Consider the following 13,541-nt stretch of genomic DNA (forward strand, 5'->3'; position numbering starts at 1 on the left):
GCATCATGGTCACCGACAGCTGGATCGCGCGCCTTCTGGCGGGCCTGGTCGGACTCTCCCCGGTGGCGCTCGCCGGGGCGAGCGTCCAGCCTCCCGCGGACACGATCGTCTCCAGGGACCTGCCCGCCGGGCAGATCCAGCAGCAGCGGGTGCTGCGCTACTGGACGGCCGACCGCAGGGCCCGGGCGGTCAACGTCTCGACGCGCGGGCAGCGGCGGCGGGCCGTGCCGGCGGCGGTCAACGCCGGGGCGCTCTGGCCCGGGGCGGCGCTGAACACGGTCGGCCGGGTGTTCTTCAGCATGAACGGGCAGGACTTCCTGTGCTCGGCCGCGACGATCCGCAGCGCCAACCGCGACCTGGTGGTCACCTCGGGGCACTGCGCCAAGAACGGCAGCGGCGCCTGGGCCGAGAACTGGGTCTTCGTCCCCGCCTACCGGGACGGCGGCGGCCCGTACGGCGGTTTCCCGGCCCGCCGCATGTTCGTCCCCGACCAGTGGTCGACCGGCGCGGACGACGGCTACGACGTCGCGATGGTCGCGCTCGCGCAGGCCGGGGGCGAGCACGTGGCCGACGTCGTCGGGTTCAACGAGATCGCCTTCGGCCGTCCGCGCGGGCAGCAGGTGCACACCTTCGGCTACCCGTCGTACGAGAAGTACGACGGCCGCCGCCTGGCCTACTGCAGCGGCCTCCCGTCGGACGACCCCTACGGCGAGACCAGGGCGCAGGGCCTGCGGTGCGACCTCACCCAGGGCTCCAGCGGAGGCCCCTGGATGAGCGGCTTCGACCCCCTCACCGGCACGGGCACGATCGTCTCCGTCAGCAGCTTCAAATACGCCGACGAGGGACGCGTCATGTACGGCCCGTACTTCGGGGACGCCATCCGCAAGCTCTACGCCCGCGCCGAGAAGGGTTAGAGCGGGAGCCCCGTCAGGACCATCACCTTCTCGTAGGTGAGGTCGGCCATGGTGCTGGCGACGCCCTCGCGGCCCACGCCGGAGTCCTTCACACCGCCGTAGGGCATCTGGTCGGCGCGGTAGGAGGGGACGTCACCGATGATCACGCCGCCGACCTCCAGTTCCCGCTGGGCCTTGAACGCGGTGTCGAGGCTGCGGGTGAACACGCCGGCCTGGAGGCCGTAGCGGGAGTCGTTGACCTTCGCGAAGGCCTCGTCGACGCTGTCGGCCCTCTCCACGAACAGGACCGGCCCGAACACCTCCTCGCAGGCGACCTCGGTGCCCTCGGCCACCCCGGTCAGGACGGTCGGCGCGTAGTTCGCGCCGTCCCGGACCCCGCCGGTCAGCACCTTGCCGCCGGACCCGGCGACCCAGCTCTCCACCCGCTTTGCGGCGTCCTCGCTGATCATCGGGCCGACCTGCGTGGCGTCGTCCCACGGGTCGCCGGTGACGAGGCCCTCGACGGCCGACACCAGCTTGGGCAGCAGCGCGTCGTAGGCGTCGCCGACCGCGTAGACCCGCTGCACCGCGATGCACGACTGGCCCGCCTGGTAGTTGGAGAACAGCGCGACGCGCTGGGCCGCCCAGTCCAGGTCGGCGTCCGGGCAGACGACGGCGGCGGCGTTCCCGCCGAGCTCCAGCACCACGTGCTTGCGCGGGACCGAGTCCTTGATCGACCATCCGACGGGCCCCGACCCGGTGAACGAGATGACCGGCAGCCGCTCGTCCCGCGAGAGCGCCGACGCCCGCTCGTTCGGCACGGGCAGGACGGAGAACATGCCCTCGGGAAGGCCGGTCTCGGCCAGCAGCTCGCCCAGCAGCAGCGCCGACAGCGGCGTCGCGGGCGCGGGCTTGACGACGACGGGCGCCCCCACCGCGATCGCCGGGGCCACCTTGTGCGCCGTCAGGTTCAGCGGGAAGTTGAACGGCGTGATCGCCAGCACCGCCCCGTAGGGCACCCGCGAGGTGTAGGCCAGCCGCCCGGCCCCTCCCGGGTCGGTGTCCAGCCGCTGCACCTGCCCGCTCCACCGCCGCGTCTCCTCGGCCGCGAACCGGAAGACGGACACGGCCCGCCCCACCTCGGCCCGGGCCCACATCAGCGGCTTGCCGTTCTCCCCGGTGATCAGCCGCGCGATCTCCTCCTTGCGCTCCTCCAGCCGCCGGGAGACGTGCGCCAGCGCCTCCGCCCGCACATGCAGCGGAAGCGCGGCCGCCTCATGCCGCACCGCGTACGCCTTGGCGAGCGCCTCTTCCACCTGAGCCTCGGTGGGCACCGAGGCGATGCCGACCTCCCGCCCGTCATAGGGGTGGGTCACGCTCATCTGCTCGGCACCGGTGGCGGCCTTCCCGGCCACCCAGAAAGGAGTCACGTCCATACCGCCACGTTAACTCCGCCGCTTCCTTCCGGCTCCTGGACGGTGTGGACAACCTCCCTTCCACACTGTCCAGCCCCCTCTCACGCCCTACCCGCCCCAGCCGCCATCCGGTCACCGTCCAGCACATCCCCCAGACCAGGAAGAACGGCGACCACAGCAGCAGATCCCAGCGCGCCAAGGTGTGCGCCAGTTCGGAGTGCCCGGCCGGAGCCTCGCGGACCCCGGTCAGCAGCAGCGCGTCGCCGACCAGGCCGGACGCCGGCGTCCCGACCGCCCGGGCGATCATGAAGATCCCCAGCGTCCAGGAGACCGCGAGCAGCAGTCGGCGCGGGAACCTCGCACCCCAGGGACGCACGGAGGCCAGCGCGACGATGACACCGACCGCCGCCGCGCCGGCCAGCAGCCAGTGGCTCGCCACGAACAGCGGATGACGTGCGAGCAGCTGTTCGCGCAGATGCGGGGGCAGCGGATCCTTGTCGGCCAGCGCGTTGGCACCCAGCGCCTGGGCGAGCTTCATCGATCCGTACGCCGCGGCGCACACCGCGGCTCCGTAGGCGCCCGCCCGCGCCCGGTCAGCCCGCGGCACGTCTCGTCGACACCGCGTAGGACCGGGCCGTCTCCAGGAACAGCCCGATCACCACAAGGCCCAGGACACCGTGGTACCACTGCCAGCCCACGCCGATGCCGACGAACCCGTCCACGATCATGATCCCCGCACCGCCGCCGACGGCCAGCAGCATCCCGCCCAGCAAGAGCAGCATCAACGTCCTCGGCACCCTGCGCCCCGGCGCCGTGACCGTGGCGAGGACGACGCAGGCGCCCAGCAGGCCGGACGCGGCCGCGGACCACTGCGCGGCGGCCGCGTCCAGGAAATAGCCTTCGCTCTCGGCCGCCGTCACGGGCGGACCGCCCGGAAACCCGAGCCTGGCCTGCAGAGCGAAAGCGGCCTTTCCCGCGGCATAACCGAGGAACAGGATCGCCATCGCGTATGCCGGCCAACTTCGCCCACGAACAGAACCCATCATGATTGCGAGCGTAAGGACCGGGCGGCGAGAATCACTCCCCACAGCGAGGGAATCGCCCTCCGCTGCAAGGGCGAGATTCCGAAGCACCCGGCCTGGACCGGCACCGACCGCGTGGCGTCTTCGGGGGTCAGTCCGGTAGCTCCCGGAGGGAGAGGACGGCGTGGACGAGCTTGCCGTCCGGAGTCGGCCGCCAGCCCCACTCGACGGCCAGGGCCCCCACGAGGAGCAGGCCCCGGCCGCTCTCCTCGTCGTCCCCGGCAGGGACGCTCTCCGGACGGCCGGGGCCTCGGTCGTGGACCTCGACGCGCAGCGAGACGGCGTCGCACCGGGAGAAGGCCACCCCGATCGGCTGCCCGGAGCGGATCGCGTTGGAGACCAGCTCGGTCAGCACCAGGGACGCGGACTCGTAGAGCTCGGACAGCTCCCACCGGTCCAGCAGCTCGCGCAGCACGGCCCGGCTTTCACGAGCGACGGACGGGCAGGCCGGATAGGTCCGCGCGTGCAGCGGCGGAGTGCGGTTCGTCATCGAGTACCCCTCGGTGCGGCGGCCGGAAAGTGAAGCTGTGGATTCCGCTCTCATCGTGAACCGGGATGGTTACTCTCTGAAGCGGAATCGCCCCTACACGTGAGCGCCCGCCCCTACAGCCCCCCGGAGACCACGGAGGTCCCCGATGACGCAGATCGACCCCGCCCGCTCGATCAGAGAGTTCTACGCCTTCCACCTCAAACGCCACCGCGAGGCCGCCGGCCTCAGCCAACCCGCCCTCGCCGCCCTCGTCCACGTCTCCCCGCAACTCATCGGCCACCTCGAGAACGGCATCCGACGCCCCACGCCCCGCCTCTCGCGGACCCTGGACACCGCGCTCGGCCTGAACAGCTTCTTCGAGAGCCTCTTCCCCCGCCTCGTCGAAGAGTCCGGCATCCCTGTGGGCTTCGCCGAATACACCGACGAAGAGGCCCGCGCCTCCCTCATCAAGATCTATTCGCAGTTCATCGTCGCCGGTCTGCTCCAGACTCAGGACTACGCCCGTGAGGTCCTCCGCCGAGGCGTACGCGCCGACAGGCTGGATGAAATGGCTGCTGCACGCATAGCCAGGCAAGAACTCTTTCAGCGCGAGAACCCGCCCAGTGTGGTGGCGATTCTTGATGAGAACGCCATCAGGAGGAGAGTCGGTGGCGGTGAGGTCATGAAAGCGCAGCTCGAATCCCTGCTCGAGCGCAATCAGGAGTACGACGTCACGATTTTGGTGGTTCCCTTCGAAGCGCAGATCTTCCCTGAAGGGTCGTTCACCCTGCTGAGTTTCGACGCGGAACCCGACGTGGCCTATGAGGAAGGCGCAAGCGGACAAGGCCACCTCATTGAGGCGGGCCCCCGGGTGACGAGGCTGAGAGCGAGGTTCGATCTCATCGCATCGATGGCACTATCGGCAGTAGATTCCGAAAAATGCATGCGCGGCATTCTGGAGACGATGTGAAGAACGCGGATCTCTTTCAAGCACAGTGGCGCAAGAGCAGCCACAGCGGTGGCGACCACGGGATGTGCGTCGAGCTCGCCGCTTTGCCGTCGGTTGTGGGTGTTCGTGACTCCAAGGACCCCGAAGGGCCAAAACTCGTGGTGAGCCGCAGGGCGTTCGGTTCGCTGGTCGGTCGGATCAAGCGGAGTTGACCGCGGGCCGTTCCGCGCCTCTCGCCGGGCTGGGGCTGTGGGGTGCCTTCTGCCGGGTGCTGGGCTGGGTAGGTATGGGGGTATGGAGCAAGGAGCGGCCAAGTGGGTGGTGGCGGGGCTTTTCTGGGCGTCGATGATCTCTCTGTTCGTGGGGATCTACCGGGTGCCCGAGCCGGGGTGGCCTTACTGGTTCGTGGGGTTCGGGGTGCTGCTGACGGCGGCCTACGGCGTGCGGTACTGGGCGGTTAAGCGTTCCGGGCGGGGGTGAGCCCGGGGCCGGGGTCGGCCCCGGTGTGGCCGGGTGGCCCACAGCCAGGCGGTGCCCAGCAGTGCCGCGGCGAGCGAGCCGGTGAAGATGCCGACCTTCGCGTGGGAGGTGATCTCCGGGTCGGTGAAGGCCAGGTCGGCGATGAACAGGGAGACGGTGAAGCCGATGCCGCCGAGCAGGGAGGCGCCGACCACCTCGGTGCGGCGGGTGCCCTTGGGCGGCGTGGCCCAGCCTCGGCGCAGGAAGAGGCGGGCGGCCCCGGTGATGCCCAGCAGCTTCCCCAGGACCAGGCCGACGATGACGGCCCAGGCCACCGGCTGGGCCAGGGCCTCGGCGAGCCTGCCGCCGCGCAGGTCGACCCCGGCGTTGGCGAGGGCGAACAGCGGTACGACGAGGAACGCGCTGACCGGGGCCAGGGCGTGTTCGACCTCGTCGAGCACCTCCCGGCCGCCGACCGGGCGGGCCGGAGTGAGCAGGCCGAGCGCGACCCCGGCCAGCGTGGCGTGCACCCCCGACTCCAGGAAGGCGAACCAGACGAAGACCCCCGCGGGCACGTACCCCCACGGTGAGGACACGCCCAGCCATCGCAGCACCGCCTCGGCGAGCAGCCCCGCCGCGGCGGCGGCCAGCCACCACGGCCGGACGTCGTCGCTGTAGACCAGGGCGATGACGGCGATGGCGATGATGTCGTCGACGATCGCGACGCTCAGCAGGAACAGTTTCGCCCCCGCCGAGACGCGTCGGCCCAGCAACGCCATGATGCCGACGGCGAAGGCGATGTCCGTGGCCATCGGGATGCCCCACCCGCGCCGCCCCTCGCCGCCCGTCGCGGCCAGAACGCCCAGGAACAGCAGGGCGGGCAGGATCACCCCGCCCGCGGCCGCGACGGCCGGCAGCAGCGCGGCCCTCGGGTCGTGCAACTCCCCGATGGACAGCTCCCGTTTGACCTCCAGGCCGACGACGAAGAAGAACAGGGTCATCAGCCCGTCGTTGACCCAGTGCCGCAGGTCCTCGGTGACGATCAGCGGCCCGGCGCCGATGCCGAGCTCCTGCTGCCAGAACCACGTGTACCCGTCGGAGAACGGGCTGTTGGCCCAGATGAGCGCCGCCACGGTCGCGACCAGCAGGACGGCCCCTCCTGCGCTCTCGGCGTGCAGCAGGGCCTTCAGCGGAGACAGGATCCGTTCCCGTCGGCGGGGCGCAGAATCCTTCACGGATTCCATCGTGCCCTCACGGAGAGTGAGGAACCCTGGTGAGAGGGCCTTCCGGCCTGCGGTTCGGGCGCGGGACGATCCGCTCCCCGCCGTCGCGCACGACCCTGACCCGGGCGTGGACCATCTCCCGCAGACTCTCCAGCGCCGCCTCGGCGCCGTTCAGGCCCCGGTGCCTGTCGGTCTCAGCAGCAGAACGACCTCGTGGGCGGCCAGCCTGTGGTGCGCGTCGTCGCGACGGAGCGCCCGGGGATGGTTCATCCGCCCCCTGCTCACGTCACCGCCCGTTCCGCGTCGGCCGGACGGCTTCGGCGCCGGCCGTTCGCGGAGACCAGTCGGGCCCGACGACGAGGACCGGGACCGGCGAGCGGTGCACGAGGTCGGAGGCGACGCTTCCCAGCAGCTTCGTCGAGACGCCCCGGCCCTGCCTCCCCACGATGATCAGGTCCATTCCCTGCTCCCGGGCGTACTCGCGCAGTGTCCGCCCGGGCGGCCCGGTCAGCACCTGGCAGGAGGTGGGGATCTCCCCGGCCCTTTCCGCGAGGGCGTTCAGCCTCCGCGACTTCTCGTCGCCCTCCCGCAGCGCGTCTTCGTCGCGCTCGTCGTAGTAGACGACCTCGGCCAGGACGAGCATCCCGCAGCGGGAGGCCAGCAGGTCCAGCGCCGCGTCCAGCGCGACCCGCGACTGCGCCGACTCGTCGAGTCCGACGAGGACCCGCAGGCCGCCGGGGCTCCTGGGTTCGGGGAGAGCGCTCCGGGGCTCCAGCGCGGCACGTCTGGCCCGTTCCTCGACCTTCGAGAACGCGATCGGCACGAATCCCGGTCCCATCGCCATCGCGACGAGGGTCCATCTCGGATCGTGCCCCCTGCGGGTCAGCAGGAGCCCGGTGATCAGACCGACCGCCACCCATACGAGGACGAGGACTAGGACATTTGTAAGATCCATGGCTCCATCCTCATAAGGGGCATTCTGTATCGGATAGGGACAAAATTCCTTCGAGTGACCCCTGCTCTCGCCTACGCCTGAGGTCTTCCCGGGCGAGGATCGGTCACACGAGGAGCCGGAACGTCCACGGGGTCGACAATAATATGTAGATCGGTCTACTATTGCGGGGTGAGCAAGGGACGGGACACGCGGATGCGGATGGTCGGGGTCATGGCGGAGGCCGTGGAGGAGAAGGGGGCGGCCGGTACCGGGATCAACGAGGTGCTGCGGCGTAGTGGTGCGCCGCGAGGTTCGCTGTACTTCCACTTTCCCGGGGGCAAGGACGAACTCGTGGAGGCGGCGCTGCGGTTCGGTGCCGGGCAGGTCGAGGAACTCGTCCTGCGCGCTGCCTCCGAGGGCGGCGGGGCCGCTGATGCGATCGGGCTGCTGATCCGTCTGCTGGCCGACCGGCAGGAGGCCGCCGGGTTCGCCAAGGGGTGTCCGGTCGCGGCCGTCGCGGTCGAGGCGCCGCCCGGATCGGAGCTCGCCGGGGTGTGCGCCGAGATCTATGACGGGTGGGAGTCCGGCCTCGCCGCGCTCCTGGCCGCGGAGGGGCACCCGGAGGAGACCGCGGGTCAGGTCCTGGCGCTCATCGAGGGCGCCCTACTGCTCAGCCGGGTCCGCCGGTCCCGGCTGCCCCTCGAATCGGCGGCACGGGCCGTCCACGCACTTCTGGAGAGAACATGAACCAGCCCGACACACTCGTCATCGGAGGCACCGGGCTCATCGGCCGGTGGCTGGTGCCGGAACTCACCCGACAGGGGCGCGGCGTCGCCGTGCTCGTGCGGCGGGCCGCCGAGCGCGAGGCGGAACTACGCGCGTGGGTCGTCGCGCACGGCGGGGACACCGGACTGCTCGCCGTACTGGACGGCGACCTCACCCGTCCCGGGCTCGGGCTGCCCGGCGGGCTCGACACCGTCCGGGACGTCTACAACCTGGGGGCGCGGTTCGACTTCGGGCTCGACCGGGCGGAGGCGCGGCGGGTCAACGTGGACGGGGCGCTCGAAGCGGTGCGCTGGACGGCCGGGCTGCCGAAGGCTCGGCGGCTCGTGCACATCAGCGGGTACCGGGTGGCCGCCGTGGACGGGCGTCTCGACGCGACGGAGCTGGACGCGCTCTACCGCAAGGCCGGGGCGTACGAGGCCAGCAAGGTCGAGGCGGACCAGGCCGTCCGGGAGGCGGCCGGTGAACTCGGCATCCCGTACAACGCGGTCAATCCATCCAGTGTCATCGGGGACTCGCGGACGGGGGAGACGGTCCAGACCCTCGGCCTCGGCGAGATGGTGCGCGACCTGCACCGCGGAAAGCTGCCCGCCCTGCCCGGCGACCGGCGCACCTGGGTGCCGCTGGTCACCGTCGACCACCTCGCGCGGTTCCTCGCGGCGGTGCCCGAGCACGCCGAACCCGGAGAGGCGTTCTGGGTCCTGGACGACGACACCCCGCCGCTGCACGACCTGATGCGGCTGGTCGCCGCGCACCTGGGGGTGCGCGCGCCGAGGCTGAGCGTGCCGGCGGGGGTGCTGCGACGCCTGCCCTCCAAGCTCACCAAGGCCGATCCGGAGACGTTGAGCTTCCTGTCCGCCGACCGCTACCCGACGGGCTCGGCCCGAAAGCTGGAGGCCGCGGCGGGGCTGGAGCTCCCGCCGCTCGCCCCGGCCGTCCGGGCCTGGGCGGACCACCTCACCCGAGCGAGTTGAGGAACTGCTGGAGGCTGGAGGCGGGGTGGCCGGTGGCCCGCTGCACGGTGGGGCTGACGATGTCCATCTCGCCGGTGGCGATGGCCTGGTAGGAGGTGACCCAGCCCTCGACCTCCCAGTCGGGGGCGCCGTAGCGCGCCCGGGAGGCGTAGGCCTCCTCGACCGTCTCGTCCACGTACTCGACGCCCATCATCTCGGCCGTCTGCCCCATGGTGAGGGACTGCGGGCCCGTCACGTCGTACCTGCGGCCCCGGTGCAGGTCGGGGTGGAGCAGGATCGCCGCGGCCACGGCCGCCACGTCGGTGCGGGCCACCCAGGCGCAGCGGCCCTGACCCGCGGGGCCGCGGATGGCGCCGTCCTGGACCAGGTGGGGGAGCACGTCCTGGTAGAGGCTGGGGCGCAGGAAGGTGAAGTCCATTCCCGAGCCCTTCACGTACTGCTCGGTGGCCCAGTGGTCTCGGGCGAAGGTGAACGTGGCCTGCTCCGCCGCGGACAGGAACGACAGGTAGACGAGGTGGTGGACCTCCGCCGACATCGCCGCGTCCACCGCGCGGTGGTGCTCGGCGACCCGATCGGGCGACTCCGCGGCCGATACCAGGAAGACCGTGTGCAGGCCGGAGAAGGCCTCCCTCATGCCGTCGACGTCGTGGTAGCCGCCGGCCGTCGCGACCCTCGCGCCGGGCAGCTCGGGGGCGCGGGAGGGGTCTCGGACGATGAGCCGGAGGGAGTGGCCGGCCTTCGCCAGGAGCCGGGCGGTCTCGCCGCCCACCGCGCCGGTGGCGCCGGTGATGCCGATGGTGTGGGTCACGACTGGACGAGCCTTTCGAAGAGGCGGGCGAGGGTCGCGTCCGGGTCGTCGGTGAGCCCGGGGTGCACGGGACCGGACTGGACGATCGTGCTACGCGGGGCGGTGAGCCAGCGGAACCGCCGCCCGAGCGAGTCTCCACCGGCGTGGTCGTCGCCCGCGCAGTGGGCGGCGATTCCGTTCAGCGCCCGGCGCAGTTGCTCGACGTTCATTCCCGGTGAGAACGCGCGCAACCGATTTTCGTCCGCCGAGATGCGAACCTGCAGGTAGTCGCGCTTCCGGCAGTAGACGACGACGCCGACATTGAGTGATTCGCCGCGTTCCAGGTCCGGGATGAGGCGCAGCAGCGCGTACTCGTAGAGGTCCACTTCGGGGTGTTCCGTGAGGTCGGTAGGGGAAGAGGGGGTCTGTCGCTGGTTCACGGCAGCCAGCTCCTCGGCGCCGCGGCACGGGCGAGCAGCTGGGTCACATAGGCCTCGCGGACGTCCTGCGCCGAGGCGAACCCGGGCTCGCCGGTGAGCCAGGGCTCGGGGACGAGCTCGACCGCCGAACGCAGCAGCTTCTCGGTGACCAGGGGGAGCAGCGCGGCCTCGGCGCCGCCGAGGTCCTTGGCGTAGGGCTTGAAGACGTGGTCGTCCACGTCGTAGGGCCGGTGCACCAGCTTGGAGGCGCTGGCCCAGGCGTGGTGGAAGTACAGGCTCGCCCCGTGGTCGATGAGCCAGACGTCCCCGTGCCAGACCAGCATGTTCGGGTTGCGCCAGCTGCGGTCGACGTTGCCGATGAACGCGTCGAACCACAGGACCCGGCTGGCGAAGCCGGCGTCGGGCGTCCAGCCGAGCGGATCGTAGCCGAGCGCGCCGGGCAGGAAGTCCACGCCGAGGTTCCAGCCGGGGCTGGCGTCGAGCAGGTCCTGCACCTCCTCGTCCGGCTCGTGCTTGGCCATCACCGGATCGAAGTCCAGGATGACCTGCTCGGGGGTGCGGAAACCCAGCTCCCGGGCCAGGGCTCCGGCCAGGATCTCGGCGATCAGCGCTTTGCGGCCCTGGCCGGCCCCGGTGAACTTGGCGACGTAGGTGCCGAGGTCGGCGGCCTCCACCAGGCCGGGCAGCGAACCGCCCTCACGCAGGGGCAGGACATACCGGGTGGCTCTGATCAAGGGCAACACGCGCCAAGGCTATCCGTCAGGGGTGGTAGACCTGGTACGCGAGGGTGATCTTTCCCCGCTTGTCGAAGCGCAGGCCCCACTGGGGGTTCATCTTCGGCTTGTCGACGGCCGCGCGCAGTCCCTTCAGCCCGGTCTTGCGCATGGAGATCATGCCCTGGGAGTCGAGGGAGAAGACACAGATCGTCGCCTTCTTCGCGAAGGCGCGCGTCTGCTTCTTTCCGTAGGGCTTGTAGTAGCCGTCGTTGTACTCGGACTTCGTGTACTTGGCCCAACGGCCCGTGAGCCCGCCGTAGGGACGCTTCGCCGAGACGGGCCGCACGCCGCCGGGTCTGACGTCGATGACCTTCTGGAACTTCGGCGCCTTGGCCTTGACCGAGCAGATGTTCCCCGCGGCCTGGGCGGGAGCGGCGACGACCAGGGGAGCGGCCAGGGCGGCGGCCGCCATGGCTATCAAGGGTGTACGCATACGTCTCAACCTTTTCGCTTGTTTCAACACCAGATTCTCAACTGCGGAAGATCTGGTAGGCGGGGGTGATCTTTCCCAGTTCGTCGAAGCGCAGTCCCTCCCGAGGGTCCGGTTCCTGGCCGACCAGATGATCATCAGCTTCGACGCCCGGACCGGCGAGGAGGTTCGGTAAAGATCATCTCTTGGGGGGAGGCGGGTGGGCGGCGCCGGAGCGTGAAGGAGGTACGCGCGCCCTCACCTCTCAGGAGATCAGTGGTCCCAGGCCTCGATCACCTTGACGACTTCGCCCTTCTTGTTGAAGCGCAGGTTCCACCGGGCGGCGTCCGGCTTGCCGGCGACGGCCTTGCGGAAGCCCTTGAGACCGGTCTTGCGGAGGGTCATCTCGTCGTCCACGAGGACGCGCAGGCAGACGGTCACGTTCTTCGCCAGCGCCCGCGTCCTCGTGGGCCCGTAAGGCTTCCAGAGGAAGCCGTCGTTGTCGTCGCGGTTGCCGACGGTCTTGGTCCAGCGTCCCTTCACCGCACCGTTCGGGTGCTTCTTGGCGGGAAGAAGGACGCCGTTCTTGCGGACGAGCATCGTCTTGTCGTACTTCATCGCCGCGTCCGACCAGCCGCAGACCTTGTCGGACGGACGGGCCTCCGCGGGGGCGGAGGCCAAGGGGACGAGCAGGGCGGCCGTCAAGACGGCCAGGGTTTTGCGCATGACACTCCCTCACGATCCAGGTGCTTGTGGCGTTCGATGCGTGAGGGAGCGCCACGGTTCGCGTCCTACCAGGCGCCCTCGTAACCCTTCGGAACGAGGTTGCGCACGATGGACTGGACGGTCACACCGTTGTAGGTGGTGGTGAACCGGAACGGGGTGAGCGCCTGGACCTCCTTGTAGCCGATCCAGAACGGCGCGGCCGTCTGGCCTTCGGGGATGGTGACCTGGCCCCCGTTGTTGATCTCGAGCAGGGCGGGCTGGTCGGACGTCACCTGCAGCGTGAGCCCGCCCTTGGGGGCGGGGAGGTTGATGTCGATGTGTGCTTGAAGGGCGCGGCCGGCCGTGGAGGAGTCGACGAACTCGTTGAAGTGGAGGGTGAACTTCGTCGGCACGTAGGTGACGTCGGCGTCCTTCGCGGTGAGGACGAATCTCGTGGCGAGGCTCTGCGCCCCGTACCTGGCGGTGAGCTTCACTCTGGTGTTCGCGTCGACGGCCTCGGTCGCCACGTCGAAACGGGCGGCCTTCCGGCCCGCGGGGATCTTCACGGAGGCCTTGACCTTCGCCTTGGCGTTGCCGCTGGCGAGAGCGACCGTCACGCCGCCCGCCGGGGCCGCCTTGTTCAGCGCGATGGTGCCGGAGGTGGCGGTGCCGCCCTGGAGCGCGTAGGTGTCCAGGGCGAGCCGTGCCAGGTAGAGGGCGGGGGTGAGGGTGAGGTCGCGTTTGAGGACCTTGCCTCCGAGCCCGGCGGCCACCACACCGGTGCCGATCCGGGAGATCTTGGCGGTCCGGATGGCGAAGCGCGCGCTCTTCTTGCCGGCCGGGACCTTCACCGACGCGGGGACCTTGATGTACTTGGCGCTCTTGGCGGCGAGCTTGACCTTCATGCCGCCCATGGGCGCGGCGGCGGTCAGCGTGACGGTGCCGTAGGTCTTCTTGCCGCCGACCAGCTTGCGCTTGGCGAGTTTCAGCCCGGCGAGCCGCGGTTTCGCCTTCAACTGGGCGACGTTCTGGATGGTGGTGGTGGCTCCGTCGATCTGAGTGATCGCGTAACCGCCGGAGAGTGCGAGGGAGGCGGCGATAGTGCCGCCGATGAGGGCTCTTCTGAGTCGCCGGACCAAGGGAACGGCCTTCCGGGGAGTAAGGGGGGTCAATGGTGCCGCCGTATGATTTCGGCTCGCCGGACCCGCGTCAAGATCGCAGGCTGCCGTTCCGAAGGGCGAGC

The 13,541-nt window shown here is 70.4% G+C and carries 18 protein-coding genes; 6 read left to right on the forward strand and 12 right to left on the reverse strand.

From position 1 onward, the window contains the following. The first annotated feature begins 5 nt into the window (after positions 1-5). Complete coding sequence (locus ABGB12_RS06785; protein WP_347675399.1) at positions 6-914, forward strand: hypothetical protein; 909 nt, start codon at positions 6-8, stop codon at positions 912-914. Here ABGB12_RS06785 and ABGB12_RS06790 read toward each other — a convergent pair. The 4 genes from ABGB12_RS06790 to ABGB12_RS06805 all read right to left on the reverse strand — a co-directional run bounded on the left by ABGB12_RS06790 (position 911) and on the right by ABGB12_RS06805 (position 3,880). After that, positions 911-2,329, reverse strand: a complete 1,419-nt coding sequence (locus ABGB12_RS06790) for an aldehyde dehydrogenase family protein (protein ID WP_347675400.1) — start codon at positions 2,327-2,329, stop codon at positions 911-913. The two genes, ABGB12_RS06785 and ABGB12_RS06790, sit on opposite strands and share 4 nt — an antisense overlap. Next, a complete protein-coding gene (locus ABGB12_RS06795) occupies positions 2,253-2,915 on the reverse strand; it encodes a DUF3995 domain-containing protein (protein WP_347675401.1) in 663 nt (220 codons plus the stop codon). The genes ABGB12_RS06790 and ABGB12_RS06795 overlap by 77 nt, the downstream gene beginning before the upstream one ends. Next, positions 2,902-3,312 (reverse strand): hypothetical protein, encoded by a 411-nt coding sequence (locus tag ABGB12_RS06800; RefSeq protein ID WP_347675402.1) that lies wholly within the window; start codon positions 3,310-3,312, stop codon positions 2,902-2,904. The genes ABGB12_RS06795 and ABGB12_RS06800 overlap by 14 nt, the downstream gene beginning before the upstream one ends. 169 nt (positions 3,313-3,481) lie before the next feature. Next, positions 3,482-3,880, reverse strand: a complete 399-nt coding sequence (locus ABGB12_RS06805) for an ATP-binding protein (protein ID WP_347675403.1) — start codon at positions 3,878-3,880, stop codon at positions 3,482-3,484. 145 nt (positions 3,881-4,025) lie between these two features. On the opposite strand from ABGB12_RS06805, the gene ABGB12_RS06810 reads away from it, so the two are divergent. From ABGB12_RS06810 to ABGB12_RS06820, 3 genes are all read left to right on the forward strand, one after another. Further along, positions 4,026-4,829 carry a helix-turn-helix transcriptional regulator gene (locus ABGB12_RS06810; RefSeq protein WP_347675404.1) on the forward strand — a complete coding sequence of 268 codons (804 nt, stop codon included), beginning with the start codon at positions 4,026-4,028 and terminating at the stop codon, positions 4,827-4,829. Continuing rightward, positions 4,799-5,020 (forward strand): DUF397 domain-containing protein, encoded by a 222-nt coding sequence (locus ABGB12_RS06815; RefSeq protein ID WP_347675405.1) that lies wholly within the window; start codon positions 4,799-4,801, stop codon positions 5,018-5,020. The genes ABGB12_RS06810 and ABGB12_RS06815 overlap by 31 nt, the downstream gene beginning before the upstream one ends. Positions 5,021-5,102: 82 nt before the next feature. Beyond that, entirely contained in the window at positions 5,103-5,288 is a 186-nt protein-coding gene (locus tag ABGB12_RS06820) for a hypothetical protein (protein ID WP_347675406.1), read from the forward strand. Here ABGB12_RS06820 and nhaA read toward each other — a convergent pair. Further along, positions 5,243-6,502, reverse strand: a complete 1,260-nt coding sequence (gene nhaA, locus ABGB12_RS06825; RefSeq protein ID WP_347675407.1) for a Na+/H+ antiporter NhaA — start codon at positions 6,500-6,502, stop codon at positions 5,243-5,245. The genes ABGB12_RS06820 and nhaA overlap by 46 nt on opposite strands. A gap of 274 nt (positions 6,503-6,776) precedes the next feature. Beyond that, entirely contained in the window at positions 6,777-7,445 is a 669-nt protein-coding gene (locus tag ABGB12_RS06830) for a universal stress protein (RefSeq protein ID WP_347675408.1), read from the reverse strand. Between the two features lie 168 nt (positions 7,446-7,613). On the opposite strand from ABGB12_RS06830, the gene ABGB12_RS06835 reads away from it, so the two are divergent. Both ABGB12_RS06835 and ABGB12_RS06840 read left to right on the forward strand, forming a co-directional pair. Beyond that, positions 7,614-8,171, forward strand: a complete 558-nt coding sequence (locus tag ABGB12_RS06835) for a TetR/AcrR family transcriptional regulator (RefSeq protein ID WP_347675409.1) — start codon at positions 7,614-7,616, stop codon at positions 8,169-8,171. Continuing rightward, positions 8,168-9,181, forward strand: a complete 1,014-nt coding sequence (locus tag ABGB12_RS06840; protein ID WP_347675410.1) for an SDR family oxidoreductase — start codon at positions 8,168-8,170, stop codon at positions 9,179-9,181. Before ABGB12_RS06835 ends, ABGB12_RS06840 begins: the two co-directional genes overlap by 4 nt. On the opposite strand, the gene ABGB12_RS06845 is transcribed toward ABGB12_RS06840, so the two are convergent. The 6 genes from ABGB12_RS06845 to ABGB12_RS06870 form a co-directional block, all read right to left on the reverse strand. Continuing rightward, positions 9,165-9,989: an SDR family oxidoreductase gene (locus tag ABGB12_RS06845; protein ID WP_347675411.1), complete on the reverse strand. Its 825-nt coding sequence runs from the start codon at positions 9,987-9,989 to the stop codon at positions 9,165-9,167. The genes ABGB12_RS06840 and ABGB12_RS06845 overlap by 17 nt on opposite strands. Continuing rightward, a complete protein-coding gene (locus ABGB12_RS06850) occupies positions 9,986-10,408 on the reverse strand; it encodes a DUF3037 domain-containing protein (protein ID WP_347675412.1) in 423 nt (140 codons plus the stop codon). Before ABGB12_RS06850 ends, ABGB12_RS06845 begins: the two co-directional genes overlap by 4 nt. Then, positions 10,405-11,151 (reverse strand): HipA family kinase, encoded by a 747-nt coding sequence (locus ABGB12_RS06855; protein WP_347675413.1) that lies wholly within the window; start codon positions 11,149-11,151, stop codon positions 10,405-10,407. Before ABGB12_RS06855 ends, ABGB12_RS06850 begins: the two co-directional genes overlap by 4 nt. 16 nt (positions 11,152-11,167) lie before the next feature. Further along, positions 11,168-11,617 (reverse strand): hypothetical protein, encoded by a 450-nt coding sequence (locus ABGB12_RS06860; protein ID WP_347675414.1) that lies wholly within the window; start codon positions 11,615-11,617, stop codon positions 11,168-11,170. Between the two features lie 249 nt (positions 11,618-11,866). After that, on the reverse strand, positions 11,867-12,319 hold the full coding sequence (locus ABGB12_RS06865; protein WP_347675415.1) for a hypothetical protein: 453 nt from the start codon (positions 12,317-12,319) through the stop codon (positions 11,867-11,869). A 65-nt stretch (positions 12,320-12,384) separates the two neighbouring features. Continuing rightward, a complete protein-coding gene (locus ABGB12_RS06870) occupies positions 12,385-13,437 on the reverse strand; it encodes a hypothetical protein (protein ID WP_347675416.1) in 1,053 nt (350 codons plus the stop codon). Between the last annotated feature and the right edge of the window lie 104 nt (positions 13,438-13,541).

The organism is Actinocorallia sp. B10E7 (genome assembly GCF_039871655.1).
Classification (GTDB): domain Bacteria; phylum Actinomycetota; class Actinomycetes; order Streptosporangiales; family Streptosporangiaceae; genus Actinocorallia.